This window comes from Bradyrhizobium sp. 215_C5_N1_1, from assembly GCF_052075935.1.
Classification (GTDB): Bacteria; Pseudomonadota; Alphaproteobacteria; order Rhizobiales; family Xanthobacteraceae; genus Bradyrhizobium; species Bradyrhizobium barranii.
Genome location: NZ_CP197228.1, coordinates 6521148 through 6547788, shown reverse-complemented (window position 1 = coordinate 6547788; position 26641 = coordinate 6521148). Strand labels below are relative to the sequence as shown.

Below are 26641 nucleotides of genomic sequence, written 5' to 3'. Positions count from 1 at the left end.
CGACATGATTGGTGATTTCTCCGCCGGCAACTATCGTTTCATTCCGTCCGTGTTCCAGTATTCGGCGGGTGCCGCCGCTGACGACGGCTACGAGATCGAGCGGGTTCGGTTCGACCGCCTGGTGCCGCTGGCCGAGGGATTTGCGCTCGCGGCGAAGTATATCCAGGAAGCAGGCCGGCCGCTGACGGCGTTCTGTGCCTGCGAGTTGCGCTCACCGGCGGCCTTCAGCGAGGACGGCTTTCGCGCATTCAACCTGCACTATGTGAAGACGCTGTCCGAATGGGGCATCTTCGACGGCACCACCAATCCGGTGGCGCGCAGCAATGTCTGTCCGGAGATCGATCCGCCGTCCGAGCCGTCGTTCTATGCCTTCTCCTTCACGCGTCCGACGACATCGAAGGCGCCAAGTTTCGTGATCGCCGGTGGCGCCGAGACGCGCGAGGGCGGCGGGACCTATGTCGAGCGCACCGTGCGCTACCGCGACCTCAGTCCGGAGGGGCTGCGCGAAAAGGTGCGCTTCACCACCACGTCGCAGATGGAAAACCGGATGACGGCCTTCGGCTTCGGCTGGAAGGACACCACCGGCGTGCAGGCCTATTCCGTGCACGATTTCCACCACGCGCTGGTCGACGAACTGGTCCGCCGCGGCGCGTTGCGCTCCGGCCTGACCTGGCATTTTGCCCGTCCGCCAGTAGTCGATCTCGAATACGAGATGGATTGTCGCCGCGTGATGCGCGAGACCGTGATCTAGCGCTGACGCGGGTCGAGCGCGTCGCGCAGGCCGTCGCCGAGCAGGTTCAGCGACAGCACCACGAGGAAGATCGCAAGGCCCGGCCAGATCGCCATCCACGGCGCCTGGGTCAGGAAGCGCTGCGCCGCGTTGAGCATGCTGCCCCAGGACGGTGCGGGCGGCTGCTGGCCGAGGCCGAGGAACGACAGCGCGGCTTCGGCGATGATGGCGGCGGCGATCGACAGCGTCGCCTGCACCAATAGCGCGGGAAGGATGTTCGGCAGGATGTGCGAGAAGGCAATGCGCCACGGCGGATTGCCGAGCGCGCGCGCCGCCTCGACATAGTCTTCGGCCTTGACGCTCAAGACCTGCCCGCGCGTCAGACGGATGAAGATCGGCGTGGCCGAGATGCCGATTGCGATCATGGCATTGCCGAGGCTGGGACCGAGGAAGGCGGCCAGCGCAATCGCCAGGATCAGGAACGGGCAGGCCAACATTGCATCGGTGATCCGGCTGATCAGCGCGTCAACAAATCCGCCGCGATAGCCGGCGAGGAGGCCAAGAGGGACACCGATCCCGAGCGCGATCGCGACCGAGATCAGACCCGCCATCAGCGAGGCCCGCGCGCCGTAGATGACGCGGCTCAGGATGTCGCGGCCGAGATCGTCGGTGCCGAACCAGTGAGCGGCGGTGGGCGGCTTGCGCACCAGGCTCCAGCTCGTCGCAATGGGATCATAGGGCACGACCAGCGGCGCAAGGGCCGCAAGCAGGATGAAGGCCGTGATCACGACAAGCCCGAAGACCGCAGCCTTGCGCTTGAACAGGCGCCGCCGCGCACGGCGCGCCGGGCTGTCCAGCTCGTAGGCCTGGGAGGCGGGACTGGCTGGCAGTGCGGCGTCGGTCATCGTCTAACCTCGCAGCCGCGGATTGACGAGGACATAGGCGACGTCGGCAACGAGATTCAGTGTGATGTAGACTGTGGCCGTCACCAGCACCACGCCCTGCACCACCGCATAGTCACGGTTGAAGACGGCATCCACGATCAGCTTGCCGAAGCCGGGAATGGAGAAGATCTGCTCGGTCAGCACCGCGCCCGACAACAGCGTGCCGAGCTCGAGCGCACCGAGGGTGATGATCGGCGTGAGCGCGTTGCGCATCGCATGCTTGAGGATCACCGAGCGCTCGGAGAGACCTTTCGCGCGCGCGGTGCGGACATAGTCGCTCTCCAGAACCTGGAGCATGGCGCTGCGCGTGTGCCGCATCAGGACCGCCGAAATTGCGTTGCCGAGCACGAAGGCCGGCATGATGGTGGCTGCCAGGCTCGCGCGCCAGTCCTCGGTCAGCGGCACGTAGCCTGAGGCCGGCAGCCAGCCCAGGTGAATCGAGAACAGGAAGATCATGAGGATTCCGAGCCAGAAATTCGGCGTCGAGATACCCCACAGCGCGAACAGGTTGGCACCATAGTCCCAAACCGTGCCCTTCTTCACCGCGGAGATGATGCCGGCGGGAATGCCGATGAGGAACGCGATCAGGATCGCCATCGAGCCGAGCTGGAGCGTCACCGGCAGCTTCTGTGCGATCAGCTCGCGCACCGGCATCTTGTTGCGCAACGACTCGCCGAAATTGCCTGAGAGAACGCCCTTGAGCCAATAGACGTACTGCACGGGGATCGGCTGATCCAGCTTGTACTGCTGGCGGATCTGTTCGATCACGGCGGGATCGCGCTCCTCGCCGGCCATCACCAGCGCGGGATCGCCCGGCAGCAATTGCTGGAGCGAGAAGATCAGCACCGACACGAAGAACAGTGTCGGCACGATCTGCGCGATTCGGTGGGCGAGGAAGTTCAGCATGGCTCCACGCGCGTCCCAACCGCTGCCGTGATCACTTGAACTTCAATCCGACCACACGCACCAGCCCATCGGGCATCTGCCTGTAGCCGTCGAGCTTCTTCGTGTGCGCGATCAGCAGTGTGCGGTGGTAGATGTAGATGATCGGAAAATCGTCAAGCAGGATCTTGGTCAGCTTTTCGTAGATCGCCTTGCGCTCCTCGACGTCGGACGTCATGCGTCCATCTTCCATCAGCTTGTCGGCCTCGGGGTTCGAATACACGCCGTCGTTTTGCGGCGCCTTGCTGCGCATGAAGATGTAGGAATTGCCGTCGGGATCGATGCGGCCGCTCCAGTTGATCTGGAAGATCTGGAACTCGCCGGCTTGAGCCTGCTTGAAGGTCGTCGCGAATTCGACCGCGCGGATCTTGATGTCAAAACCCGCTTCCGCGGCCATGGACTGGACGACCTGGGCGACGGCTTCGTTCTCCGCGCCCTTGGGGATCATGTAATCCACCGTCACCGGCGTGGTGACGCCGGCTTCCTTCAGCAGCGCCTTGGCCTTCGCGATGTCGCGACCGCGAACCGGGAACGCTTTCTGGTAATAGGGATGCTTCGGGCTGACCCACTGATTTCCAGGCGTGAACTCGCCGTTGAAGACGACCTGGTTGAGCGCTTCGCGGTCGATCGAGAGATCGAGTGCCTGGCGGACCTTCGCCGACTGGCTCAGCGGCCCCTTGGTTTTGTCGTTTCCGATATTGACGGTCAGGCCGAGATAGCCGAGCTCCGGCGCGGTCGACAGCACGAGGCGGGAATCGGCGCGCACGTCCTTGATGTCGGTGGCGAGCACGCGCTCGATCAGATCGAGCCCGCCGGACTTGAGGTTGGCAAGGCGCACCGTCGCGTCGACAATCGGCAGGAACACGACGCGGTCGATATGGATGTTGTCCTTGTTCCAGTAGTCGGCAAACTTCTCGAACACCATGCGGTCCTGCTGGACGCGCTCGACGAATTTGTAGGGACCGGCGCAGACCGGATGCAGGCCGAACTTGTCGCCGGCTTCCTTCGCCGCCTTCGGCGAGACCATCATGCCGGAGCGGTCGGTGAGCTGGGCGATCAGCGGCGAGTAGGGCGTCTTCAGCACCAGCTTGATGGTCAGCGGATCGACCACCTCGACATGGTCGACGCTGGCAAGCTCGGACTTCCGGAACGAGGTCGGCAGCGTCATGTGACGCTCGATCGAGAATTTTGCGGCTTCGGCGTCCAGCGGCTCGCCGTCGTGGAATTTGACGTTGGGCCGGAGCTTGATCGTCATCTCCTTGCCGTCGGCCGAGGTCTCGTAGGACAGCGCGAGCTGCGGCACGATGTTGAGCTTCTCGTCGATGTCGAACAGCTTGTCGCAGAAGGCGGAGAAGACGATGCGGCCGACATAGGTGCGGCCGATGCTGGGATCGAGGATGTCGGGGTCTTCGGCGATGCCGATGCGAAGCGTGGTCTGAGCCTGGGCTGCGCCCGCGAGCGACGTCAGCACAGCCGACGCCAGGATTGTCAAACGCATGAAACTCATCGCTCTCAACCTCTGTTTTGCGGCTATGCCGGGTCCGTTCCCAATGAACTAACCCCGCTGCCGCGGACTGCTTCCGGGCCGCCGCTGAAGGCGGCGACCAATTTTTCAAGGACCGGCGAAAAGCCGCCGTCGGACGGGACGATCGCCGCGGAGGACGGCAGTTCCGACGTTCGGTGACAGGCCGTTGCATGTCCGATGCCATCCGGCACCAGCTGCGGCATTTCACTGCGGCAGCGGTCGACGACGTAGGGGCAGCGGGTGTGGAAGCGGCATCCCGGCGGCGGGTTGAGCGCGCTCGGGATCTCTCCCTGCAGCACAATCCGGCTGCGCTTTGCCCGCGGTTTAGGCATGGGGATCGCGGACAGCAGCGCACGGCTGTAGGGATGGCGGGGTGCCGCGAACAGGGCGTCCGCCTCGGCAGTCTCGACGATCTGGCCGAGATTCATCACGGCGACATGGTCGGCGATGTGCTTGACCACAGCCAGATCGTGCGAGACGAAGATGTAGGCCAGCCCAAGCCGGTCCTGCAGCTCGCGCAGGAGGTTGAGGATCTGCGAGCGGATCGAGACGTCCAGCGCCGAGACCGGCTCATCGCAGATGATCAGTTTTGGTTCGACCGCGAGCGCGCGGGCGATGGCGATGCGCTGGCGCTGGCCGCCGGAGAATTCGTGCGGATAACGCCGCTCGAGCCGCGGCTCGAGGCCGACCAGTCGCAGGATTTCCGCGACGCGCTCGCGCCGTTGCGCCGGCGGTACCAGATCGTGCAGCGCCAGCGGCTCGGCGAGAATCTGGCCGACCGTCATGCGCGGATTGAGCGAGGCGTAGGGGTCCTGGAAGATGATCTGTGCTTCGCGGCGGAAGGCGCGGAGCGCCCCGGCGTCCAGCGAGAGCAGGTCACGGCCGGCGAAACGCACCGTGCCTGCATCCGGCTCGATCAGCCGCAGCACCAGGCGACTGACGGTGGATTTGCCGCAACCGGATTCGCCGACCAGGGCCAGCGTCTTGCCGGCGTCGAGAGAGAAGCTGACGCCATCGACCGCTTTGACATGCCCCAGTGCCCGGCCGAACAGCGAGCGCCCGGCGACAAAATGCTTGACCAGGCCTTCGACCTCGAGAAGCGCCATCACGACACCAGAAGTTCGAGCGGCGCGCGGATGCAGCGCGAGAGGTGGCCGGGGCTGACTTCGACCAGCGGTGGCGGCGCCTTGGTGCAGGCGTCCAGCACGAAGGGGCAGCGCGCGGCGAAACGGCAGCCAGCGGGTGGCTGCGCCATGTTCGGCACCATGCCCTCGATCGTGGCCAGTTGCTCGGCGCGATGATCGAGCCGCGGGATCGAGCCCAGCAGGCCGACGGTGTAGGGATGCTGCGGCATGGCGAACAGCTCGTCGACCGGCGCGCGCTCGACGATCTCGCCGGCATACATCACCGCGACCTCGTCGCAGACTTCGGCGACGACACCGAGATCGTGGGTGATCAGGATGATAGCGGCGCCGCTCGCCGCCTTCAGTTCGCGCATCAGCTCCAAAATCTGCGCCTGCAGGGTGACGTCGAGCGCGGTGGTCGGCTCGTCTGCGATCAGCAGCCGCGGGTCGCAGGCCAGCGCCATCGCGATCATCACGCGCTGGCGCATGCCGCCGGAGAGCTTGTGCGGATATTCGTCGATCCGCCGCTCGGGCGAGGGGATGTGAACGCGCCGCAGCAGCTCGATGGCCCGCTCGCGCGCGCTGCGCCGGGAGCCGCCGCGATGGCGCAGAATGGTCTCGATGATCTGGTCGCCGATGGTGAAGCTCGGGTTGAGCGACGTCATCGGCTCCTGAAAAATCATCGCCAGCCGGTTGCCGCGGAGGTCGCGCAGCGTCTGGTCAGGAGTCTTCAGCAGGTCGAAGCCGTCGAAGCGGATTACGCCGGAGATCTCCGCGCTTTGCTTCGGCAAAAGCCCCATGATCGCCAGCGACGTCACGCTCTTGCCGCAACCGGATTCGCCGACGAGGCCGAGCGTCGCGCCATTGGCGACGCTGAGATCGACGCTGTCGACGGCGTGGGTCACGCGGCCGTCGTCGCCGTGGAAGCGGATGCGCAGATCCTTGATCTCGATGAGAGGACTTGCGCTCATGATTGCCTTGCTCGGCTCGCAGCAATGCTGGCGTCGATGACGCTGCGATCGGTGTTGCCTGCCGGGTTCTGCCGCGTCGGCATGGAAGAGCGGAAATGCACCCAGAGTTCCTGACTGACGCGCTCCAGCCGTTCGAGTTCGCCCAGCGGATCGAGATGATCGTCGGCGCGAATGTCCAGCGCCGGCCATTCCTCCTCGCCGTGGATCAGGAGCGCAGCGGATTGCTTGCCGCGCTTGTCGCCGCCGGCGGCCTCGCCCGCGCGCATGGCGGCGAGCAGGCGGCGCGGGAAGGGCAGGCTGTCATTGGCGATATAGGTCTTCGCGGTCTCGTCGAGCACGTCGGCGCCGGCAAGCATGTTGCCGGCGATCGAGAAGCCGCTGCCGGCGATGTGCCCGCACCAGTCGACGCAGTCGCGCCCGGTATGCGCGGCGATCGCGCCGCTGGCGTCCATGATGTGGATCTGGCGGCTCTCGCGGCCGTCGTCGGTCGCGAGCTGGGTGGCGAGAACGTTATGCGCATTCAGGCCCTCGCGCAGCAGCTTGACGCCGTCGATGCCGTAATAGGGATTGACGAAGGCCTGGGTCGCGATGGCGCCGAGACCGGCCGCGATGTAGGGCACGCGCGCTCCGACGGCGAAGAAGCGGGTAGCTACAGCGATGCCGAACTGGCCGGTGGCAGGGTCTCGCGCGATGATCGACCAGGTCATGTGCTGCCTTCAGCGCCCTGCGGCGTAGCCCTGCATGCCACGCGGGTTGGCGGCGGCGCGGCGGCGCACCCCGACGCGCGAGGCCGCGGTGAGGCGACCTTCCGACCAGTCGGGGCCGACCTCGACAATGTGTCCGCGCTCGCGAAGGTTCTCGATCGTCGCCTTCGGCACGCGGTTCTCGACCACGAGCACGCCGGGGCGCGCGGTGCGCGGCCAGAACGAGATCGGGAAGTGCTCGGAGTGCCAGGCCGGCGCGTCGATCGCTTCCTGCAGATTGAGGTTGCAATGGACGTGCCGCAGGAAAAACTGCGTGATCCACTGATCCTGCTGGTCGCCGCCGGGCGAGCCCCAGGCCAGATACGGCTCGCCGTCGCGTAGCGCCATGGTCGGCGACAGCGTCGTGCGCGGCCGCTTGCCCGGCGCAAGCGCGGCGGGATGGTCTTCCTCCAGCCAGAACATCTGCGCGCGGCTGCCGAGGCAGAAGCCGAGCTCCGGAATGATCGGCGAGGATTGCAGCCAGCCGCCCGATGGCGTCGAGGACACCATGTTGCCGGCCTTGTCGATGATGTCGAAATGCACGGTGTCGCCGCGCACCTCGCCGAAGCGCCCGACTGTCGGCTCGCCCGCGCCAAGCGCGCCGACCGCCTCACGCTGCCCCTCGGCGCGGCGCAGCTTGACCACGCCGCCAAAACCTTCGACCGAACCGGGGAGGAAGTCGAGCGATGCCTTCTCTGAGATCAGTTTGCGACGTTCGTCGTTATAGGCATCCGACAGCAGCGTCGCGATCGGGATCTCGCTGAATTTGGGATCGCCGTAGAATTTTTCGCGGTCGGCAAACGCGAGCTTGGCGCATTCGATCTGGAGGTGGATGAATTCCGGCCCGGTCGGATCTAGCCCGTCGAGCGCAAAGCCCTTGAGCAGCGCGAGCTGCTGGAGCGTCACCGGACCCTGGCTCCAGACGCCTGCCTTGCAGACGGTGTAGCGGCCATAGTCGTAGGTCAGCGGTGCCTCGATCGTCGGCTGCCAGCGCGCCATGTCGTCGGCCGAGAGCACGCCGCGATGCGGCGAGCCGCTGACATCCATCACTTCCTGGGTGCGGCAGAACTTGTCGATGGCTTCCGCAACGAAACCTTGCGACCAGGCCTTTCGCGCGCGCTCGATCTCGGCGTCGCGGTCACCGCCGCCGCTCTCGGCTTCGCTGAGAATGCGGGCGTAGGTCGCAGCCAGCGTCTTGTTGGTGAAGAGCGTGCCGGGCCTCGGCACTTCGCCATTGGGCAGATAGACCGCCGCCGAGGTCGGCCAATGCTTGCGGAACAGTTGCTCGACGGTCTGGATCGTGGCGCAGGCGCGCTCGACCAGCGGATAGCCGTCGCGCGCGTAGGAGATGGCCGGCTCCAGCACGTCGCGCACGCGCATCGTGCCGTAGTCGCGCAGCAGCATCATCCAGGATTCGAACGTGCCGGGGACGCAGGCCGCGAGCAGGCCGGTGCCCGGCACCATGTCGAGGCCTTCGCTCTTGTAATGCGCGATGGTGGCGCGCGCCGGCGCCGGGCCCTGGCCGCAGATCACCTCGGTGCGTGCGCGTTTGACGTCATGCACGATGATGGGCACGTCTCCGCCGGGGCCGTTCAAATGCGGTTCGACGATCTGGAGCGTGAACGCTGTGGCGACGCCGGCGTCGAAGGCATTGCCGCCCTTTTCCAGGATGGCCATGCCGACCGCGGTCGCGATCCAGTGTGTGGTGGCGACGACCCCGAATGTGCCCTCGATCTCGGGGCGCGTCGTGAAGGGATCGGGATTGACGTTGCTGGCCATGGGATTTCGCTACCTTATTTGTCGCGCGCGCAATTGATCACAGGCAATGCCGTGCCGCCAATGCGCAGGCCGCATGGCACGCGCGCGTCACGCCGGGACCGGCGCGGTGTTCACCGCATGGCAGGCGACGCCGGCGATCAGTTCCGGGGCTTCCTTGCGGCAGAGATCGAACGCCAGCGGGCAGCGCGGATTGAAGGCGCAGCCGGGCGGCGGATTGATCGGATTCGGGATCTCGCCCTTCACTGGAATACGCTGGCGGCCCGACATTGCGAGATCGGGCACGGCGCCCAGCAGCATCTTGGTGTAGGGCATGCGCGGTCGGGCGAACAGCTCGCGTCCCTCCGCGATCTCGACGATGCGGCCGAGATACATCACGCCGACGCGGCTCGCCATGTGGCGGACCACGGCGAGGTTGTGGCTGATGAACATGTAGGTCAGGCCGAACTTGTCCTGGAGGTCGCGCATCAGGTTCAGGATCTGCGCCTGCACGGAGACGTCGAGCGCCGAGGTCGGCTCGTCGCAAACGATGAACTCCGCATCGGAGGCGAGCGCTCGCGCGATCGCGATGCGCTGGCGCTGGCCGCCGGAGAATTCGTGTGGAAATTTCAACCGGTCGTCGGGATGCAGCCCGACAAGGCTGAGCAGTTCGCCGACGCGCGCCTGGATGTCGCGCTCGCCCTGGATCAGGTCGAAGGCGCGGATCGGCTCGGAGATGATGGCATCGACCCGGAAGCGCGGGTTCAGGCTCGCATAGGGGTCTTGAAAGATCATCTGGATGCGGCGGCGCAGTTTTCGCCGCGCCTGCGCCTGCCGTGGATCGGTCATCGAGATGCCGTCGATCAGCACGTTGCCGGAACTCGGCGGCAACAGGCCGACGACCATCCGCGCCACCGTGGTCTTGCCCGAGCCGGACTCGCCGACCAGAGCAAAGGTCTCGCCCTTCCTGATGTCGAAGCTAACGTGATCGACAGCCTTGAGATATTCGAGATGCCCGCCTTCGAGCACGCGGTTGAGCCAGGGTTTTGAGACGTCGAAGACGCGGCGCAGATTTGTGGCCTGGACGAAGGGCGTGCTCATGCCGCGCTCTCCGCAGGCACGGTGTCGTAGAGATGGCAGGCAACGGACTGTGTGCCGCGCGATAGTGGCTCCGGCCGTTCAACCCGGCAACGATCGAAGGCGAAGGCGCAGCGCGGATTGAACGAGCAGCCGCGCGGGATCGCCGACAGGCGCGGCATGGAGCCGGGGATCTGCACCAGGCGCTTGTCGTCCCCGGCAAGCGTCGGGATCGCGCCCATCAGGCCCTTGGCGTAAGGGTGCAGCGGATTCCTGACGACGTCCTGTACCGGGCCGATCTCGGCGACGCGGCCGGCATACATCACCGCGACGCGGTCGGAGGTCTCCGCGATCACGCCCATGTCGTGCGTCACCAGCATCACGGCGGTGCCGTGGTCGCGGCCGAGCCGCTTGATCAGCGAGATGATCTGCGCCTGCACGGAGACGTCGAGCGCGGTGGTTGGCTCGTCCGCGATGATCAACTCGGGCTCGGCGCAGATCGCCAGCGCAATCACAACGCGCTGGCGCATGCCGCCGGAGAATTCGTGGGGATAGCCGTCGATGCGCTTTTCCGGCGCGGGAATACCGACCTCGGCGAGCAGGTCGATGGCGCGGCGGCGGGCGGCCGTCTCGGACAGGTTCAGGTGGGTTTTGATCGTCTCGATGATCTGGTCGCCGACGCGGTACAGCGGATTGAGCGAGGTGAGGGGATCCTGGAAGATCATGCCGATCCGTTTTCCCCGGATGCGGCGTATCTGCTCGGCGGGCAAATTGTCGATGCGCTGGCCGGCGAGACGAATCTCGCCGCCGGCGATGCGACCGGGCGGATCGATCAGGCCGATCACCGCCAGGCCGGTGACGGACTTGCCGGCGCCGGATTCGCCGACCACGCCGAGCACCTCGCCCTTGGCGATGTCGAACGAGACGCCGTCGATCGCGCGCAGCGTGCCGCGGCGAGAGGCGAACTCGACCTGAAGATTGCGCACGGAGAGAACGGGTTCGGTCATGGGCGAGGCGTTTTCATCGAAGCTTTGCTCATCGAAGTTTCGGGTTGAGCGCGTCGCGCAGCCAGTCGCCGAGCAGGTTGATCGACAGGATCAGCGCGGCGAGCGCAAGCCCGGGGAAGGCGACGATCCACCATTCGCCCGCGAACAGATAGTTGTTGCCGATGCGGATCAGCGTCCCGAGCGACGGCATGGTGTCGGGCAGGCCGACACCGAGGAAGGACAGGGTCGCCTCGGTGATGATGGCAAGCGCGAGGTTGATGGTGGCGATGACCAGGATCGGTCCCATCGTGTTGGGCAGTACGTGTCGCAGCATGATCTTTGGCGCGGGCAGGCCGATCAGCTGCGCTGCGGCCACGTAATCCTTGTTCTTCTCGACCATCACGGAACCGCGCACCGTCCGGGCATATCCGACCCAGAAACTAAGCCCGATCGAGATCACCAGCACCACCAGCATGCTGTTGGCATCCAGCCGGTTGCCGAGGATCGATTTCGCGATGCCGTTGATCAGCAGCGCGATCAGAATGGCGGGGAAGGTCAGCTGCACGTCGGCGATCCGCATGATCACGCCGTCGACCGCGCCCCCGAAATAGCCGGCGGTCAGGCCGAGTGCGATTCCGAGCGCGCCGGCGAAGACCACGCCGGCGACGCCGACGGCGAGCGAGATGCGCAAGCCATAGAGGATGGCGGAGAACACGTCGCGGCCCTGCTCGTCGGTGCCGAGCAGGAACGGGCTCTGGCCGTCGGCGGTCCAGAGCGGTGAGATCCGCGAGTTCATCAATTGCAGCTGCGCCGGATCGAACGGGTTCTGCACCGCGAGTGCCGATGCAAAGATCGCGAGCAGGAAGAACAGCACGGTAATGGCCGCCGCCACCATGGTCAGCTTGGAGCGGCGGAACGAATAGAAAATGTCGCTGTCGAGCGCGCGGCTGAGCCAGCTGCGGGCGGCATGCGTCGGCAGCGTGCTCTGCTTGTCGGAATTTGAGGCGACTACGTCGGACATGGAGGCTGCCTCATGCGGCGCGGCCGATGGTCGAGCGCAGGCGCGGATCGACCACGGTGTAGAGGATGTCGACCACCAGATTGATGGTGACGAAAATCAGAGAGACCATCAGCAGGTAGGCGGCCATAATCGGGATATCGACGTTTTGCACGGCCTGCACGAACAGAAGTCCCATGCCGGGCCATTGGAATACGGTTTCGGTGATGATCGAAAATGCAATAACCGAGCCAAACTGTAGTCCGGCCACCGTGATGACGGGAATGAGCGTGTTCTTCAGTGCGTGGCCGAAATGGATGGCACGGGTGGTCAGCCCGCGGGCCCGAGCGAAGCGAATATAGTCGGTCCGAAGCACTTCCAGCATTTCCGCGCGCACCAGCCGCATGATCAGGGTCATCTGGAACAGGCCGAGCGTGATCGAGGGCATGATCAGCGCCTTCAGGCCCGACAGCGTGAGCAGCCCCGTCGTCCACCAGCCGAGCTTGACCACCTCGCCGCGACCGAACGAGGGCAACCAGCCCAATGTCACCGCGAACAGATAGATCAGGAGAATGCCGATCAGGAAAGTCGGCAACGAGATGCCGATCAGCGAAACCGCCTGGAATAATTTGGCGAGCACGGTGTCGCGTTTGAGCGCCGAATAGACGCCCATCAGGATGCCGAACACCATTGCGAATACGGTCGCGCAGATCGCCAGTTCCAGCGTCGCGGGCATGCGCTCCATCAACAGCGTAGAGACCGGCTGACGGAACTGATAGGAGACGCCGAATTTGAACTGCGCGGCGTTGCCGAAATAGCGGACGAACTGCACCGGCACGGGATCATCGAGGCCGAGCGATTTGCGCACGGCTTCGCGTTCGGCCGCCGACGTATCGATCGAGACGATCTGGTTGACCGGGTCGCCGGCGAAGCGGAACATCGAGAACGCGATGATGCCGACGGCGAACATGACGCCGATGGCCTGAAGGGCGCGGCGAAGAGTGAAAGCGAGCATGCCTTCCACTATCCTTGGGTGTGCGTTTGGCTGACGTCTTTGTCAGCCGGAAAAGGAAAGGTCCCGGAAGCCTGACGCTGCCGGGACCTCGTGTTCAACTGTCGCTATTCCTTCTTGGTCGCCCAGTGGAACATGACCAGATTGTCGGCGCGCTGCGGCAGGTTGACCTTCTTTGATACGCCCCAGGCCAGCGCCTGCTGGTGCAGCGGGATGTAGGACCAGTCCTTGTTGCCGATTTCGTAGGCCTGCTTGATCAGCTGGTTGCGCTTGGCGGTGTCGGTTTCGACCAGCACCTTGTCGGTGATGGCGTCGAACTCCTTGTTGCAGTAACCGCCGAGATTGGCTTCGCCGCGCGAGGATTTGGCATCGTCGCGGCAGCCCATGATGTCAAAGAGCACGTTGTGGGAATCCATCGTGCTCGGCGTCCAGCCCAGCATGTAGAACGAGGTCTGGTAGCCGCCTTGCTTCAACACCTTGGCGAAGTATTGCGCCTTGGGCTGCGCCAGCAGATTGATCTTGACGCCGATGCGGGCGAGCATGCCGACGACGGCCTGGCAGATCGCGGCGTCGTTGACGTAGCGATCGTTCGGGCAATCCATGGTGACCTCGAAGCCGTCGGGGTAGCCGGCCTCGGTCAGGAGCTTCTTGGCGCCTTCAGGGTCGAATTTCGGCCGGGTGAACTCCTTGGACAGCAGGAACAATTCCGGAGCGATCATCAACGCCGACGGCGTCGACAGCCCGCGCATCACGCGCGTCTTGATCAGCTCGATGTCGATCGCCTTGTAGAAGGCCTCGCGGACGCGGATGTCCTTGAATGGGTTCTTGCCCTTGATGCTGGAGTAGAGCAACTCGTCGCGGACTTGATCGAAGCCGATGAAGATGGTGCGCAGCTCCGCCCCCTTCAGCACCTGGGCGTTCGGGCTCGAATCGACGCGGGAGATGTCCTGGATCGGCACCGGCTCGATGACGTCGACTTCGCCCGACAGCAGCGCGGCGACGCGGGTGGCGTCGGAGGCGATCGGGGTGAAGATGATCTCCTTCAGGTTACCTTCGACCTTGCCCCAGTAATTGGGATTGGCCTTGAACACCGTCTTCACGCCGGGCTGGTGGCTCTCGATGATGAAGGGACCGGTGCCGTTTTCGTGGAGCGAGGCGTAGCTCGGCGTGGTCGCCGCCACCGGCGTCGGGTCGACGACGTTGTTCTCCTCGGCCCATTTCTTGTCCATGATGTACCAGACATCCCACGCGTTATGCAGGATGGGATTGGGCGAGGGCAGGACGAAATCGACGGTGTAGTCGTCGACCTTGATCACCTTGACGTCCGGAGCAAGGCGGGTCTGCATGTTGGACCCCTTCTTGCGGACGCGATCGGCCGAGAACAGCACGTCGTCGGCGGTGAAGGGATCGCCGTTGTGGAATTTCACGCCTTTGCGCAAATGGAAGCGCCAGCGGGTCGGCTCCGGGGTTTCCCAGCTTTCCGCCAGCGCCGGAATGATCTTGAGGTCCTTGTCGCGCGCGGTGAGGCCTTGATAGACGTGACCGAGATGGGCGTGAGTGGTGCTCTCGTTGAGGGTATAGGGATCTAGCGACTTCAGGTCACCCTGGTTGGCATAACGTAGCGTCTGGCTCGACGCCGACGAGACCGTCAACGCAAACGTACCGGCGAGCGTCGCCGCAAACAGAGTTCGACCGACTGACATTCTTGACCCTCTCCACTCTGCCGCGCCGTGATTTTTGATTGTTCGGCGGGCGTCCCAATCCATGTTGCCCAGAGTCCACGACCCGTGCAAGCGCCATTCCAGCAAGGAACGCGCCAAGTTGCGCCGCTGTGCAGCAATGCTGGCCGACAATCTGGCGGCGAGGGGTTCGCGGGCGATATTCGACTTTCGATCGGTGAAGTCCCCGGCCGCGGGGCCCTCGTGCCCCGCCGGGCGCCGAGGAAGCGGGCTCATGGCGGGCGCGATTTCATTGACCATATCCGCCGATCGCGGAAGCAAGGCCGGCCGCCAGCCTCAGGTCGCTTGCGTTGCACACCGTCTCGCGGCGATACTGCGACAGGCCGCTCGAATCTCATCTGGAGGGGACATGAAAGTTAACATCGAAATTGACTGCACCCCCCTTGAAGCCCGCCAGTTCTTCGGACTACCCGACGTGATGCCGATGCAGACCGCCGTGATGGACAAGTTGCAACAGCAGATGATGTCCAATATCGACAAGGTCTCGCCGGAATCGCTGATCCAGAGCTGGTTCACCTTCGATCCCAAGATCGCCGAGCGGTTTCAGGACATGTTCGTCACCATGGCCGGTCTCGGCAGCCCGCGCAGCGGCGACAAGAAGAAATAAATGTCGCCCGGGCCGGACGAGCCGCAGGGGTCGGGCCGGCTTCGTCCGCCGAGCCTCGGCCTGCTGCTGGCCGAAGCCCGTGGACTTTTCGAATTCAACGCCAGCGTAATGCTGTCGCCGCTCCTGATGCGCGCGCCCAGGGGCGACGGCCATCCGGTGCTGGCGCTGCCGGGCTTTCTTGCCAGCGATCTTTCGATGGCGCCGATGCGGCGCTATCTCAGCGAGCTCGGCTATGAGGCGCATGCCTGGCGGATGGGGCGCAATCTCGGTGGGCTGGAACGGATGAGGGAAGCCCTGCGCAAGCGCCTTGCCGAAATCCACGCCACGAGCGGACGCAAGGTCAGCCTGGTCGGTTGGAGTCTCGGCGGCGTCTATGCCCGCGATCTCGCGCTCCAGGCGCCCGAGATGGTCCGTTACGTCGTCACGCTCGGCAGCCCGTTTGCCAACGACGTGCGGGCGACCAACGCCACGCGGCTGTACGAAGCGCTGACCGGCGAGCGTGTCGAGGATTTCGCCGAACTGCGCGAGGCGATCGCCGGCGATCTGCCGGTGCCGGCGACGTCGATCTATTCGCGCGCCGACGGTGTCGTGAACTGGCGAACCTGTTTGTTGCGTCCCTCCGACCGCGCCGAGAACATCGAGGTGCACCTGGCGAGCCATATCGGGCTCGGCGTGAACCCCGCGGCGCTGTGGGCCGTGGCGGACCGCCTGGCGCAACCGGAGGGGGAATTCTGGCCGTTCGACCGGGCAGGGCCGTTTGCCATTGCATATGCCCCGCCGGAACGGGCAGTATCGGCCTGACGAGAAGCGCCGGCAAAGGCGCCCGTCGAAACGAGCGGAGGGAACTATGGCTGACGGTAAGAAGCTGTCGTCGCTGGACGCATCATTTCTCTATCTGGAAACGCCGGAGATGCCGATGCATGTCGGCAGCATGGCGATCTTTCGCCTGCCTGACGACTACAAGGGCGACTTCTTCGAAGACTTCAAGGCGATGATCGTCTCGCGCCTGCACATCGCACCGATCCTGAAGGCACGGCTGGAGAAGGCGCCGCTCGATATCGATCATCCCTCCTGGGTCGAGGACGACCAGTTCGACATCGACCGCCACATCTTCCGCGCCAGCCTGCCGCAGCCGCGCGACCGCGCCACGCTCGAACGCATCGTCGGCTGGATGCACGCCAAGCTCTTGAACCGCGCCCGGCCGCTCTGGGAGTTCTACGTGTTCGAGGGCATGAAGGACAACGAGGTCGGGCTCTATTCCAAGATGCACCATGCCGCCATCGACGGCGGCGCCGGGGCGGCGCTGACCAACATGATCTACGATATCTCGCCCACCCCCCGGAAGGTCGATCCGCCGACGGCGGGCAGCAAGCCCGGACAGGAGCCGCGCGACATCGCCGCCAACCTGCTCGATTCCTATCAGCAGCTCTTCACCCAGCCGCTCGATGCCTCGGCCGCCGCGAAGAACCTGCAATTGCCGCGCACGGGCAAGAGCGACATCGGCTCGATCCTGTTCGACAATGCGATGTATCAGATCGAGAGCGCGGTGCGCTTCGCCGGCAACATCCCGACCATGGTCAAGAGCGTCTCCGACGTGCTCGGCAAAATCTCCGATCCGAAATCCCGGGAAAGCCTCGCCAGCATGGTGTCGCCGCCGACCATGCTGAACAAGACGATTTCCTCGGAACGCAGCTTTGCCGGCGTCTCGATCTCGCTGTCGCGTTCAAAGGCGCTCGCCAAGCAGGCCGGCGGCAAGCTCAACGACGTGGTGCTGGCGCTCGCCTCCGGCGTGGTCCGGCGCTACCTCCAGCAATATGGCACGCTGCCGGCGAAATCGCTGACCGCCGCCGTGCCGATCTCGCTGCGCGAGGAAGGCAACACCGAGGCCAACAACCAGGTGTTCGGCATGATCTGCTCGATCGCGACCAATATCGACGATCCCAAGGCGCGGCTGGAGGCGATCATCGCGCAGTCGACCAAGTCCAAGGAGATGTCGCATCCGTTGCGGGCCCTGATGCCGCAGATTTCCAACATCTCGATGCTGGGTGCGCCGATGATGGTGCAGGTTCTGGCGCTGCTCTACAGCCGCTCGAACCTGTCGGATGTGCTGCCGCCGGCGGCCAACATCACGGTGTCCAACGTGCCGGGGCCGCGGCAGACGCTCTATGCCGCCGGCGCGGAGCTGTTGCACATCTTCCCGGTGTCGATCTCGACGCATGGACAGGCGCTCAACATCACCGTGCAGAGCTATCGCGACCAGCTCGACTTCGGCTTCATCGTCGGCGCCAACATCATTCCGCACGTGCAGGTGATGTGCGACATGCTGCCGGAGGAGTTCGCCGCGCTGGAGGCGGCCTACGCGCCGCCGGCGGCCGACGTCAAGGGCGCCGCAGAGTAGGAATATTGCGATGATTGAGATGCCACCGCTCAAGTTCGTGCAGACGAACGGAATCCGCATGGGCTACTACGAGGCGGGCCCGGTCAGCGACAAGCCGCCGATGGTGCTGTGCCACGGTTGGCCGGAACTCGCCTTCTCCTGGCGTCACCAGATCAAGGCGCTAAGCGAGGCCGGCATCCGGGTGATCGCGCCGGACCAGCGCGGCTATGGCGCGACCGACCGGCCCGAGCCGGTCGAGGCCTACGACATCGAACATCTGACCGGCGACCTCGTTGGGCTCCTCGATCATCTCCAGATCGACAAGGCCATCTTCGTCGGTCACGACTGGGGCGGCTTCATCGTCTGGCAGATGCCGCTGCGGCACATCGACCGGGTTGCGGGGGTGGTCGGCATCAACACGCCTCACACCAACCGTGCCTGGGCCGATCCGATCGAGCTGCTGCGCGCTCGCTTCGGCGACAAGATGTACATCGTGCAGTTTCAGGATCCGGCGCGTGAACCCGACAGGATCTTCGGCAGTCGCGTCGAGCAGACATTCGATGCGTTCATGCGCAAGCCGGCGCCGCGCCCGCCCGATGCGCCGGCTGAGGAAGTGATTGCCGGCGTGGGCGCTTCGCCGCGGGTCAATCTGGCGTTTCCGCAGATGATTGCGGCTTACGACGCGAAGCACGATCCGCGCACGCCGATCCTGTCGCCGGAAGAGAAAAAGGTGTTCGTCGACAATTTCACCAGAACGGGCTTCACCGGCGGCATCAACTGGTACCGCAACATGTCGCGCAACTGGACGCGCGCCGAAGGGCTCGATCATACGGTGCGGGTGCCGTCGCTGATGATCATGGCCGAGAACGACGCGGTGTTGCCGCCGTCTTCCGCCGATGGCATGGACAAGCTGATTCCCGATCTCGAAAAATACCTGGTCCGCGACAGCGGCCATTGGACGCAGCAGGAGAAGCCGGAAGAGGTCAGCGCCAAGCTGATCGAATGGCGTAGAAGGCGGTTTGGTTAGCGCTCGTCGTTGCGAACGCGTCATTGCGAGGAGCGAAGCGACGAAGCAATCCAGACTGCCTCCGCGGATATATTCTGGATTGCTTCGCTTCGCTCGCAATGACGACATTGAGGCAGGGGGACTACATTTCGATGTCATCCAAGAACCGTCTGGACCCGATTCCGCAGCCGCCGACCAAGCCGGTGGTCGGCAACATGCTGTCGCTGGATTCGGCCGCGCCGGTGCAGCACCTGACCCGGCTTGCCAAGGAGCTCGGGCCGATCTTCTGGCTCGACATGATGGGTTCGCCGATCGTCGTCGTCTCCGGCCATGATCTCGTCGACGAGCTGTCCGACGAGAAGCGCTTCGACAAGACGGTGCGCGGTGCGCTGCGCCGCGTGCGCGCGGTCGGCGGCGACGGCCTTTTCACGGCCGACACCAGGGAGCCGAACTGGAGCAAGGCGCACAACATCCTGCTTCAGCCGTTCGGCAACCGCGCCATGCAGTCCTATCACCCGAGCATGGTCGATATCGCCGAGCAGCTCGTCAACAAATGGGAACGGCTCAACGCCGACGACGAGATCGACGTCGTCCATGACATGACCGCGCTGACGCTGGACACAATCGGCCTGTGCGGCTTCGAGTACCGCTTCAATTCCTTCTATCGACGCGACTACCATCCCTTCGTCGAGTCGCTGGTGCGCTCGCTCGAAACCATCATGATGACGCGCGGCCTGCCGTTCGAGCAGCTCTGGATGCAGAAGCGCCGGAAGACGCTCGCCGAAGACGTCGCCTTCATGAACAAGATGGTCGACGAGATCATCGCCGAGCGCCGCAAGAGCGCCGAAGGGATCGACGACAAGAAGGACATGCTCGCCGCGATGATGACCGGCGTCGACCGTTCGACCGGCGAGCAGCTTGACGACATCAACATCCGCTACCAGATCAACACGTTCCTGATCGCGGGGCACGAGACCACCAGTGGCCTGCTGTCCTACACGCTCTACGCTCTGCTCAAGCACCCGGACATTCTCAAGAAGGCCTATGACGAGGTCGACCGCGTCTTCGGCCCCGACGTCAACGCGAAGCCGACCTACCAGCAGGTGACGCAGCTCACCTACATCACGCAGATCCTCAAGGAAGCTCTGCGGCTGTGGCCGCCGGCGCCGGCCTATGGCATCTCGCCGCTGAACGACGAGACTATCGGCGGCGGCCAGTACAGGCTTAGGAAGGGCACCTTCATCACCATCCTGGTGACGGCGCTGCATCGCGATCCCTCGGTCTGGGGTCCGAATCCGGACGCCTTCGATCCCGAGAATTTCAGCCGCGAGGCGGAGGCCAAGCGGCCGATCAACGCCTGGAAGCCGTTCGGCAATGGCCAGCGCGCCTGCATCGGCCGCGGTTTTGCGATGCACGAGGCGGCACTCGCGCTCGGCATGATCCTCCAGCGCTTCAAGCTGATCGACCATCAGCGCTATCAGATGCATCTGAAGGAAACGCTGACGATGAAGCCGGAAGGCTTCAAGATCAAGGTACGTCCGCGCGCCGATCGCGAGCGCGGCGCCTATGGCGGTCCTGTCGCAGCTGCGTCCTCGGGGCCGCGGGCGCCTCGTCAGCCGACGACGCGGCCCGGCCACAATACGCCGATGCTGGTGCTGTACGGCTCCAATCTCGGCACGGCCGAGGAGCTCGCGACGCGCATGGCCGACCTTGCCGAGATCAACGGCTTTGCCGTGCATCTCGGGCCGCTCGACGATTACGTCGGCAAGCTGCCGCAGGAGGGTGGCGTGCTGATCATCTGCGCCTCCTATAACGGCGCGCCCCCTGACAATGCGACGCAATTCGTCAAATGGCTCGGCGACGATCTGCCGAAGGATGCCTTTGCCAATGTGCGCTACGCTGTGTTCGGCTGCGGCAACAGCGATTGGGCGGCGACCTATCAATCGGTGCCGCGCTTCATCGACGAGCAATTGTCGAAGCATGGTGCGCGCGCGGTCTATCCGCGCGGCGAAGGCGATGCGCGCAGCGATCTCGACGGCCAGTTCCAGAAATGGTTCCCTGCGGCCGCGCAGGTCGCCACCAAGGAATTCGGCATCGACTGGAATTTCACCCGCACCGCGGAGGACGATCCGCTCTATGCGATCGAGCCTGTCGCAGTAACCGCCGTCAACACCATCGTCGCGCAGGGCGGTGCTGTCGCGATGAAGGTGCTGGTCAATGACGAGCTTCAGAACAAGTCCAGCGCCAATCCGTCCGAGCGTTCGACGCGCCATATCGAGGTGCAGCTGCCGTCCAACATCACCTACCGCGTCGGCGATCATCTGAGTGTGGTCCCGCGCAATGATCCGACGCTGGTGGATTCGGTTGCCCGTCGCTTCGGCTTCCTGCCGGCGGACCAGATCAGGCTTCAGGTCGCCGAAGGCCGCCGCGCGCAGCTGCCGGTCGGCAATGCCGTCTCGGTCGGACGCCTGCTCAGCGAGTTCGTCGAGCTGCAGCAGGTGGCGACACGGAAGCAGATCCAGATCATGGCAGAGCACACCCGCTGCCCGGTCACCAAGCCTAAGCTGCTGGCCTTCGTTGGCGAGGAGGCCGAGCCGCTCGAGCGCTATCGCACCGAGATTCTGGCCGGGCGCAAATCGGTGTTCGACATGCTGCTCGAATATCCGGCCTGCGAGTTGCCGTTCCACGTTTACCTGGAAATGCTCTCGCTGCTGGCGCCGCGCTACTATTCGATCTCGTCGTCGCCGTCGGTCGACCCGGCGCGATGCAGCGTCACGGTCGGCGTGGTCGAAGGGCCGGCCGCCTCCGGGCGCGGTGTCTACAAAGGCATCTGCTCGAATTATCTCTCCAACCGGCGTGCGGGCGATGCGATCTATGCCACCGTGCGCGAGACCAAGGCCGGCTTCCGGCTCCCGGATGAGTCATCGGTGCCGATCATCATGATCGGCCCGGGCACCGGGCTTGCGCCGTTCCGCGGCTTCCTCCAGGAGCGCGCTGCGCGCAAGGCGAAAGGCGCCGCCCTCGGTCCGGCCATGCTGTTCTTCGGCTGCCGCCATCCCGACCAGGATTTTCTCTACGCGGAGGAGCTGAAGGGGCTGGCGGCAAGCGGCATCACCGAGCTCTTCACGGCATTCTCGCGTGCAGATGGACCGAAGACCTATGTGCAGCACATGCTTGCCGCGCAGAAGGACAGGGTCTGGCCGCTGATCGAGCAGGGCGCGATCATTTATGTCTGCGGCGATGGCGGCAAGATGGAGCCCGACGTGAAGGCCGCGCTCGTTGCGATCCATCGCGAGAAGAGCGGCAGCGATGCCGCCACAGCTGTGCGCTGGATCGAGGAGATGGGCGCGAAGAACCGCTATGTGCTGGACGTCTGGGCGGGAGGGTGATTGTTCGTCCGATCGTGCTAAAGCTTTCCCATGATTCCCTGGGAAAAGATCGACACCGCAAAAATCCCCGGCTCCGACGAGGAGCTCCGCCTGATGCGGCGCGGCAAGGAGTTCTCCATCAAGCTCGGCACCAACGAGCTGATGAACAACCGCCTGTCGGGCTCTGAGGCGGCGCTCGCGACACTGGCGGCGAAGCAGATCGAGAAGGTCGCAAAGCCCGTTGTCCTCATCGGAGGCCTCGGGATGGGCTTTACGCTGCGCGCGGCGCTGACTGTGCTCGGGAGCAAGGCGAAGATCGTGGTCTCCGAGCTCGTGCCGGCGGTGGTCGCCTGGGCGCGCGGCCCGATGGCCGAGGTCTTTGGCGACAGTCTCGATGATGTCAGGGTGAAGATCCGGGAAACCGATGTCGGCGAGATCATCCGCGCGCAGCGGTCGGCCTTCGACGCCATTCTGCTCGACGTCGACAACGGGCCGGAGGGGCTGACCCGGAAGGGCAATAACGCACTCTACAATGCGAGCGGGTTGAAAGCGGCGAAGGTGGCGCTGCGGCCGGGCGGCGTGCTCGCCGTCTGGTCGTCGGGACCCAACCCGGCCTTCACCAAGCGCCTCGGCAGCGCCGGCTTCGATGTGAACGAAGTCAATGTCCGGGCCACCGGACGAGGCGGCGGCGCGCGCCATGTAATCTGGATTGCGCGGAAGAGCTAGGCGGCGATTTGTAGCCCGGATGGAGCGAAGCGAAATCCGGGGCGGTCGATCCGCAAAGAGTGGTCCCGGATTACGCTGCGCTTCATCCGGGCTACGGCTCTAGAACATCGTATTGTTGTTCGCCGGATTTTCCGGGATGTCCTGAACAACGTCCCAGTGTTCGACGATCTTGCCGTTTTCCAGCTTGAAGATATCCACGATCGCGCGGCCCCTGCTGCCGGGCTCGCGAACGGAGTGGACATGCAGGATGACGAAGTCGCCGTCGACGAATGAGCGCTTGATCTCGCTGTGCGAGCTCGGGAACTTTTCGCGCAGGAAGCCGATGAACTTGCGAAAACCGTCCGGACCATCGGGCGCGTTCGGATTGTGCTGGACATAACGGTTGCCGACATAGGCGAGGGCGGCGTCGGCGTCCTTTTGGTTAAGGCCCTTCTCGTAGAAGGCCAGCACGGCGGCGCGGTTGGCTTCTTCCTGCGCGCTGGCGGCCAGCGCAGCGCCGTTGCTGAGGGACAGCATGAGAATGGAAGCCGCAATCATTGCGACGGGCCGGACGATGAGATGCATGTGAACTCCGAGAGGCCGCAGCCTCTGTCTTGCGATTGAGGGAGGCCTGTATAGCTTTCGCGCCGGCTCACGTTAAGAGAGTAACCGGAAGCTCACATGGTCACCGCGAGGAGACCGGTCGCGTTTACGCCGCCTGCGCCGCCGCCCCATGAGCGTGCTTGTCGATGGCGCGGATGATGTCGGGCCAGAAGCGCATCGGCAGCGCATGGCCCATGCCGTCGATCATCAACAGCTTTGCGCCGGGAATCGACTCTGCGGTGTCCTTGCCGCCTTCGGGCCGCACCAGCGGATCGACGGTGCCGTGAATGACCAGCGTCGGTGTTTTCACGCCATGCAGCCGCTCCTTGCGGCTGCCGGAGGCGAGTACGGCGCGGAGCTGCCGGCCGACGCCGGCCGGATTGAGGCCGCGTGCGAACACGCGCTCGGCACGATCGGGGTCGAGCGCTTCCTCTTCCGGAAAGGACCCGGCGCGCAGCACCTTCCAGGTCTCGCCGAAGCGGACGATGAACTCCTCCTTGCTTTGCGGCGGCGGAGCCATCAGCATCGCGGAGGCCTCGCGTGTCGGCGGTGGCACGCGCGGATTGCCTGTCGTCGACATGATCGAGGTGAGCGAGCGCACGCGCTCTGGAAACGACAGCGTCACCTCCTGCGCGATCATGCCACCCATCGAGGCGCCAACCAGATGCGCCGACTTGATGCCGAGCGCATCCATCAGGCCGACCGTGTCCTTCGCCATGTCGATCAGCTTGTAGGTCGCGGCGACGGGAATCTTGAGAAAGCGCAGCTTCAGCAGCTCGAGCGGCGTCAGGCGTTTGCCGCCCGTCAGATGGCTCGACTTGCCGATGTCGCGATTGTCGAAGCGGATCACGCGAAAGCCATGCACGGCGAGCTGCTCGCAGAACGCATCGTCCCAGTGGATCATCTGCGCCCCGAGCCCCATGATCAGCAGTAGCGGCTCGGCATTGTCGTTGCCGAAGATCTCGTAGCAGATGTCGATGCCGTTGGCGCGGATGCTCTGGGGCGGCTGATGGGTGGTCACGGGCGCGTTCCCTCCTGCTGATCGATGCTGTATCGCACGGTTTGCCGCCGCAAAGAAGCCGTGTGCGCCGCACCGCGCGACCTGCCGGTTGACCGCTCCCTCGCAACGGTGTGGTATGGCGAAAAAAGAAGGGCATCGCAGCTCTCGATATCAGGAGGACGCCGATGACCGACAAGACCAATGACCCCGTCGCCATGTGGCAGAAGATGGTTGGTGAGATGGAGAAGGGGTTCAACTCCTTCGCCAACCAGGCCATGTCGTCGCCCGAGTTTTCACAGGCGATGAACCGCGCGGGAGGGGTTGCTGCAGGTGCTCAGAAGCAACTCGGCGAGCTCATGGAAAAATATCTGGTCTCCATGAACCTGCCCAGCCGCGATCAGGTCACTGGCCTTGCCGAAAGGTTGCAAGCCATCGAAGGCCAGATCGGTGAGATCAAGTGGATGCTGAGCCAGATGGCGGCACGTTCCGGCGTATCTCAGGGCTCCGATACGGCATTGCGACCGCCGCGCACCAGGCGCCCGCCGTCCGAGGGCGGAGAGCAGACATGAATGCAGCCACCGGACTAGATCTCGCATCGATCCCGGATCGCATCCAGTCCGAGGTGCAGCGCGCCATCCAGCGCAGCATCAAGGGCGTCGAATATTTCTCGACTTCGGGCCCTTCGCTCGGCTCGACGCCGAAGGACGTGCTGCATTCGCGCGGCACCATGAGCCTCTATCACTACAGGCCGATGTCCGACGAGATCTACCGCGTACCGGTCTTGATCGTGATGGCGACCACCAATCGTGGCTACATCCTCGATCTCGTGCCTGGTCAGAGCTTCATCGAGTTCCTGCTCAAGCGCGGCTACGACGTCTACATGCTGGACTGGAGCGCGCCGCGGCCGGAGGAGAAGAGCCTGCGCATGGAGGACTACGTCCTCGACTTCATCCCGGATTGTGTCCGCCGCGTGCAGGCGGATTCCGGCGAGCAGGACGTCTCGGTGATCGGCTATTGCTTCGGCGGCGTGCTGTCGCTGCTCTACGGCTCGATCCACAAGGACGGGCCGATGAAGAATTTGATCTGCTTCACCACCCCGATCGACTTTCGCGAGATGAAGCTGTTCTCCAATTTCTCCGACCGCCGCTATTTCGACGTCGACCGCCTCGTCGACAGCGTCGGCAACGTGCCGCCGGAGATGATCCTGTCCTCGTTCGAGATGCTGCGCCCGGCCTCGCGCACGGCGAGCCAGATCCAGCTTTGGGAAAACATCTGGAACGATGAGTTCGTGAAATCGTATCGCATGTTCGACCGCTGGGCGACCGACACGCTGCCGCTTGCGGGCGAGTATTTCCGCACGATCACCAAGGATCTGATGTGGGACAACAAACTGTTCAACGACACTATGTCGGTCGGCGGCCGCGCGGCGAAGCTCGAAGACATCAAGGTGCCGTTCCTGCATGCGGTCGCCGAGCACGATCACATCGTGCCGTATGACGCCGCAAAACACCTGATCGCGAAGATCGGATCCGATGACAAGGAAGAGGTGATGCTGAAGGGCGGTCACGTCTCGCTTGTCGCCGGCGCCAACGCTGTGAAACGGCTGTGGCCGAAACTGGATTCCTGGCTGGGGAAGAGATCGACATGAGTGAGCAGCGTTCCTATCCGCGTCAGGTCAAGACCGACGCTGGCGATATCGAGATCCGCCTGATGTCGCCTGCGGACGAGGCCGCGATGCTGGCCTTCGGCAAGGGCCTGCCGACCCATGATCTGTTGTTCCTGCCGCGCAACATCAGCGAGCCGAAGGTGCTCTCGGCCTGGGTCAAGGAGATCGAGCGCGGCGCGATTACCAGCCTGCTCGCGGTCAGGGACGCCAAGGTCGTCGGCTGCGGCACGCTGGTGCGCGATCCGCATTCCTGGTCGCCCCATGTCGGCGAGATCCGGATGGTTGTTTCCCTCGACGTGCGCGGGAAGGGGGTCGGGCGGGCGCTCTCGCAGGAGACCTTTGCGCTCGCGCTCGGCGCCGGCCTGGAAAAGCTTTCGGTCCAGATGACGGTCGACCAGCAGGCGGCGATCGCCTTGTTCGAGAGCCTCGGCTTCAAGGCCGAGGCGCTGCTGCGGGACCATGTCCGGGACGTCGACGGCAAGACCCACGACATTGTCGTGCTCGGGCACAATATTGCGCAGGTGCAGGCCCAAATGGAGGCCTATGGGCTGCCGGGTGCCGTCCAGCATTAGGGGCGGCCGGCTCGTTATCCGGAACCCGTCTGGCCAGGGAGGCGGCAAATTGCCTTCCATTAAGGCTTTTCACGATTTCGTGATATCGCAGTGCAATACGAATATTGCATCGCACCATTAATTATGTCATACAAGCCGTGCCCCGGGCCAATGAGGACGGGGTGAGCCCATAGCTCAACCCAATGAGGATGG

At 64.4% G+C, this 26641-nt stretch carries 24 protein-coding genes; 10 read left to right on the top strand and 14 right to left on the bottom strand.

From position 1 onward, the window contains the following. Positions 1–4: 4 nt before the first annotated feature. Complete coding sequence (gene cnbZ, locus AB7G19_RS31450) at positions 5–751, top strand: 2-amino-5-chloromuconate deaminase CnbZ (protein ID WP_085404395.1); 747 nt, start codon at positions 5–7, stop codon at positions 749–751. Here cnbZ and AB7G19_RS31445 read toward each other — a convergent pair. The 12 genes from AB7G19_RS31445 to AB7G19_RS31390 all read right to left on the bottom strand — a co-directional run bounded on the left by AB7G19_RS31445 (position 748) and on the right by AB7G19_RS31390 (position 14509). Beyond that, a complete protein-coding gene (locus AB7G19_RS31445; RefSeq protein ID WP_085404394.1) occupies positions 748–1635 on the bottom strand; it encodes an ABC transporter permease in 888 nt (295 codons plus the stop codon). The two genes, cnbZ and AB7G19_RS31445, sit on opposite strands and share 4 nt — an antisense overlap. 3 nt (positions 1636–1638) lie before the next feature. Beyond that, entirely contained in the window at positions 1639–2580 is a 942-nt protein-coding gene (locus AB7G19_RS31440) for an ABC transporter permease (RefSeq protein WP_071915894.1), read from the bottom strand. Between the two features lie 31 nt (positions 2581–2611). Beyond that, a complete protein-coding gene (locus AB7G19_RS31435; protein WP_085404393.1) occupies positions 2612–4123 on the bottom strand; it encodes an ABC transporter substrate-binding protein in 1512 nt (503 codons plus the stop codon). 23 nt (positions 4124–4146) lie between these two features. Next, positions 4147–5247 carry an ABC transporter ATP-binding protein gene (locus AB7G19_RS31430; RefSeq protein ID WP_085404392.1) on the bottom strand — a complete coding sequence of 367 codons (1101 nt, stop codon included), beginning with the start codon at positions 5245–5247 and terminating at the stop codon, positions 4147–4149. After that, complete coding sequence (locus AB7G19_RS31425; protein ID WP_135215964.1) at positions 5247–6236, bottom strand: ABC transporter ATP-binding protein; 990 nt, start codon at positions 6234–6236, stop codon at positions 5247–5249. Before AB7G19_RS31425 ends, AB7G19_RS31430 begins: the two co-directional genes overlap by 1 nt. Then, positions 6233–6943, bottom strand: coding sequence for a DUF1028 domain-containing protein (locus tag AB7G19_RS31420; protein ID WP_085404390.1), 711 nt, complete (start codon positions 6941–6943; stop codon positions 6233–6235). The genes AB7G19_RS31425 and AB7G19_RS31420 overlap by 4 nt, the downstream gene beginning before the upstream one ends. 9 nt (positions 6944–6952) lie before the next feature. Beyond that, entirely contained in the window at positions 6953–8758 is a 1806-nt protein-coding gene (locus AB7G19_RS31415) for a gamma-glutamyltransferase family protein (protein ID WP_085404389.1), read from the bottom strand. A gap of 87 nt (positions 8759–8845) precedes the next feature. Further along, positions 8846–9835 carry an ABC transporter ATP-binding protein gene (locus AB7G19_RS31410; protein WP_085404388.1) on the bottom strand — a complete coding sequence of 330 codons (990 nt, stop codon included), beginning with the start codon at positions 9833–9835 and terminating at the stop codon, positions 8846–8848. Continuing rightward, a complete protein-coding gene (locus AB7G19_RS31405; protein ID WP_085404387.1) occupies positions 9832–10818 on the bottom strand; it encodes an ABC transporter ATP-binding protein in 987 nt (328 codons plus the stop codon). Before AB7G19_RS31405 ends, AB7G19_RS31410 begins: the two co-directional genes overlap by 4 nt. Before the next feature lie 28 nt (positions 10819–10846). Next, the gene (locus tag AB7G19_RS31400; protein ID WP_085404386.1) at positions 10847–11818 is read right to left on the bottom strand and encodes an ABC transporter permease; all 972 of its coding nucleotides are present in this window, start codon (positions 11816–11818) and stop codon (positions 10847–10849) included. Between the two features lie 10 nt (positions 11819–11828). Then, positions 11829–12809 (bottom strand): ABC transporter permease, encoded by a 981-nt coding sequence (locus AB7G19_RS31395; RefSeq protein ID WP_063984746.1) that lies wholly within the window; start codon positions 12807–12809, stop codon positions 11829–11831. A gap of 104 nt (positions 12810–12913) precedes the next feature. Next, a complete protein-coding gene (locus AB7G19_RS31390) occupies positions 12914–14509 on the bottom strand; it encodes an ABC transporter substrate-binding protein (protein WP_085404385.1) in 1596 nt (531 codons plus the stop codon). A gap of 385 nt (positions 14510–14894) precedes the next feature. On the opposite strand from AB7G19_RS31390, the gene AB7G19_RS31385 reads away from it, so the two are divergent. The 6 genes from AB7G19_RS31385 to AB7G19_RS31360 all read left to right on the top strand — a co-directional run bounded on the left by AB7G19_RS31385 (position 14895) and on the right by AB7G19_RS31360 (position 22629). Then, complete coding sequence (locus AB7G19_RS31385) at positions 14895–15152, top strand: DUF6489 family protein (RefSeq protein WP_071915885.1); 258 nt, start codon at positions 14895–14897, stop codon at positions 15150–15152. Continuing rightward, entirely contained in the window at positions 15153–15953 is an 801-nt protein-coding gene (locus AB7G19_RS31380) for an esterase/lipase family protein (RefSeq protein ID WP_085404384.1), read from the top strand. A gap of 46 nt (positions 15954–15999) precedes the next feature. Continuing rightward, positions 16000–17550 (top strand): WS/DGAT/MGAT family O-acyltransferase, encoded by a 1551-nt coding sequence (locus tag AB7G19_RS31375; protein ID WP_028157105.1) that lies wholly within the window; start codon positions 16000–16002, stop codon positions 17548–17550. A gap of 10 nt (positions 17551–17560) precedes the next feature. Then, positions 17561–18556, top strand: a complete 996-nt coding sequence (locus AB7G19_RS31370) for an alpha/beta fold hydrolase (protein ID WP_028146842.1) — start codon at positions 17561–17563, stop codon at positions 18554–18556. Between the two features lie 131 nt (positions 18557–18687). Then, entirely contained in the window at positions 18688–21924 is a 3237-nt protein-coding gene (locus AB7G19_RS31365) for a bifunctional cytochrome P450/NADPH--P450 reductase (protein WP_085404382.1), read from the top strand. Positions 21925–21954: 30 nt separating this feature from the next. Beyond that, positions 21955–22629: a spermidine synthase gene (locus tag AB7G19_RS31360; RefSeq protein ID WP_085404381.1), complete on the top strand. Its 675-nt coding sequence runs from the start codon at positions 21955–21957 to the stop codon at positions 22627–22629. A 99-nt stretch (positions 22630–22728) separates the two neighbouring features. On the opposite strand, the gene AB7G19_RS31355 is transcribed toward AB7G19_RS31360, so the two are convergent. Then, a complete protein-coding gene (locus AB7G19_RS31355; protein ID WP_085404380.1) occupies positions 22729–23193 on the bottom strand; it encodes a nuclear transport factor 2 family protein in 465 nt (154 codons plus the stop codon). Positions 23194–23317: 124 nt separating this feature from the next. Further along, positions 23318–24232: an alpha/beta fold hydrolase gene (locus AB7G19_RS31350; protein WP_085404379.1), complete on the bottom strand. Its 915-nt coding sequence runs from the start codon at positions 24230–24232 to the stop codon at positions 23318–23320. 164 nt (positions 24233–24396) lie between these two features. On the opposite strand from AB7G19_RS31350, the gene AB7G19_RS31345 reads away from it, so the two are divergent. The 3 genes from AB7G19_RS31345 to AB7G19_RS31335 are packed head-to-tail and all read left to right on the top strand — an operon-like array spanning position 24397 to position 26449. Beyond that, positions 24397–24780: a hypothetical protein gene (locus tag AB7G19_RS31345; protein ID WP_085404378.1), complete on the top strand. Its 384-nt coding sequence runs from the start codon at positions 24397–24399 to the stop codon at positions 24778–24780. Continuing rightward, positions 24777–25859: a PHA/PHB synthase family protein gene (locus AB7G19_RS31340; protein WP_085404377.1), complete on the top strand. Its 1083-nt coding sequence runs from the start codon at positions 24777–24779 to the stop codon at positions 25857–25859. The genes AB7G19_RS31345 and AB7G19_RS31340 overlap by 4 nt, the downstream gene beginning before the upstream one ends. After that, positions 25856–26449, top strand: coding sequence for a GNAT family N-acetyltransferase (locus AB7G19_RS31335; protein WP_063984735.1), 594 nt, complete (start codon positions 25856–25858; stop codon positions 26447–26449). Before AB7G19_RS31340 ends, AB7G19_RS31335 begins: the two co-directional genes overlap by 4 nt. Positions 26450–26641 lie beyond the last annotated feature (192 nt).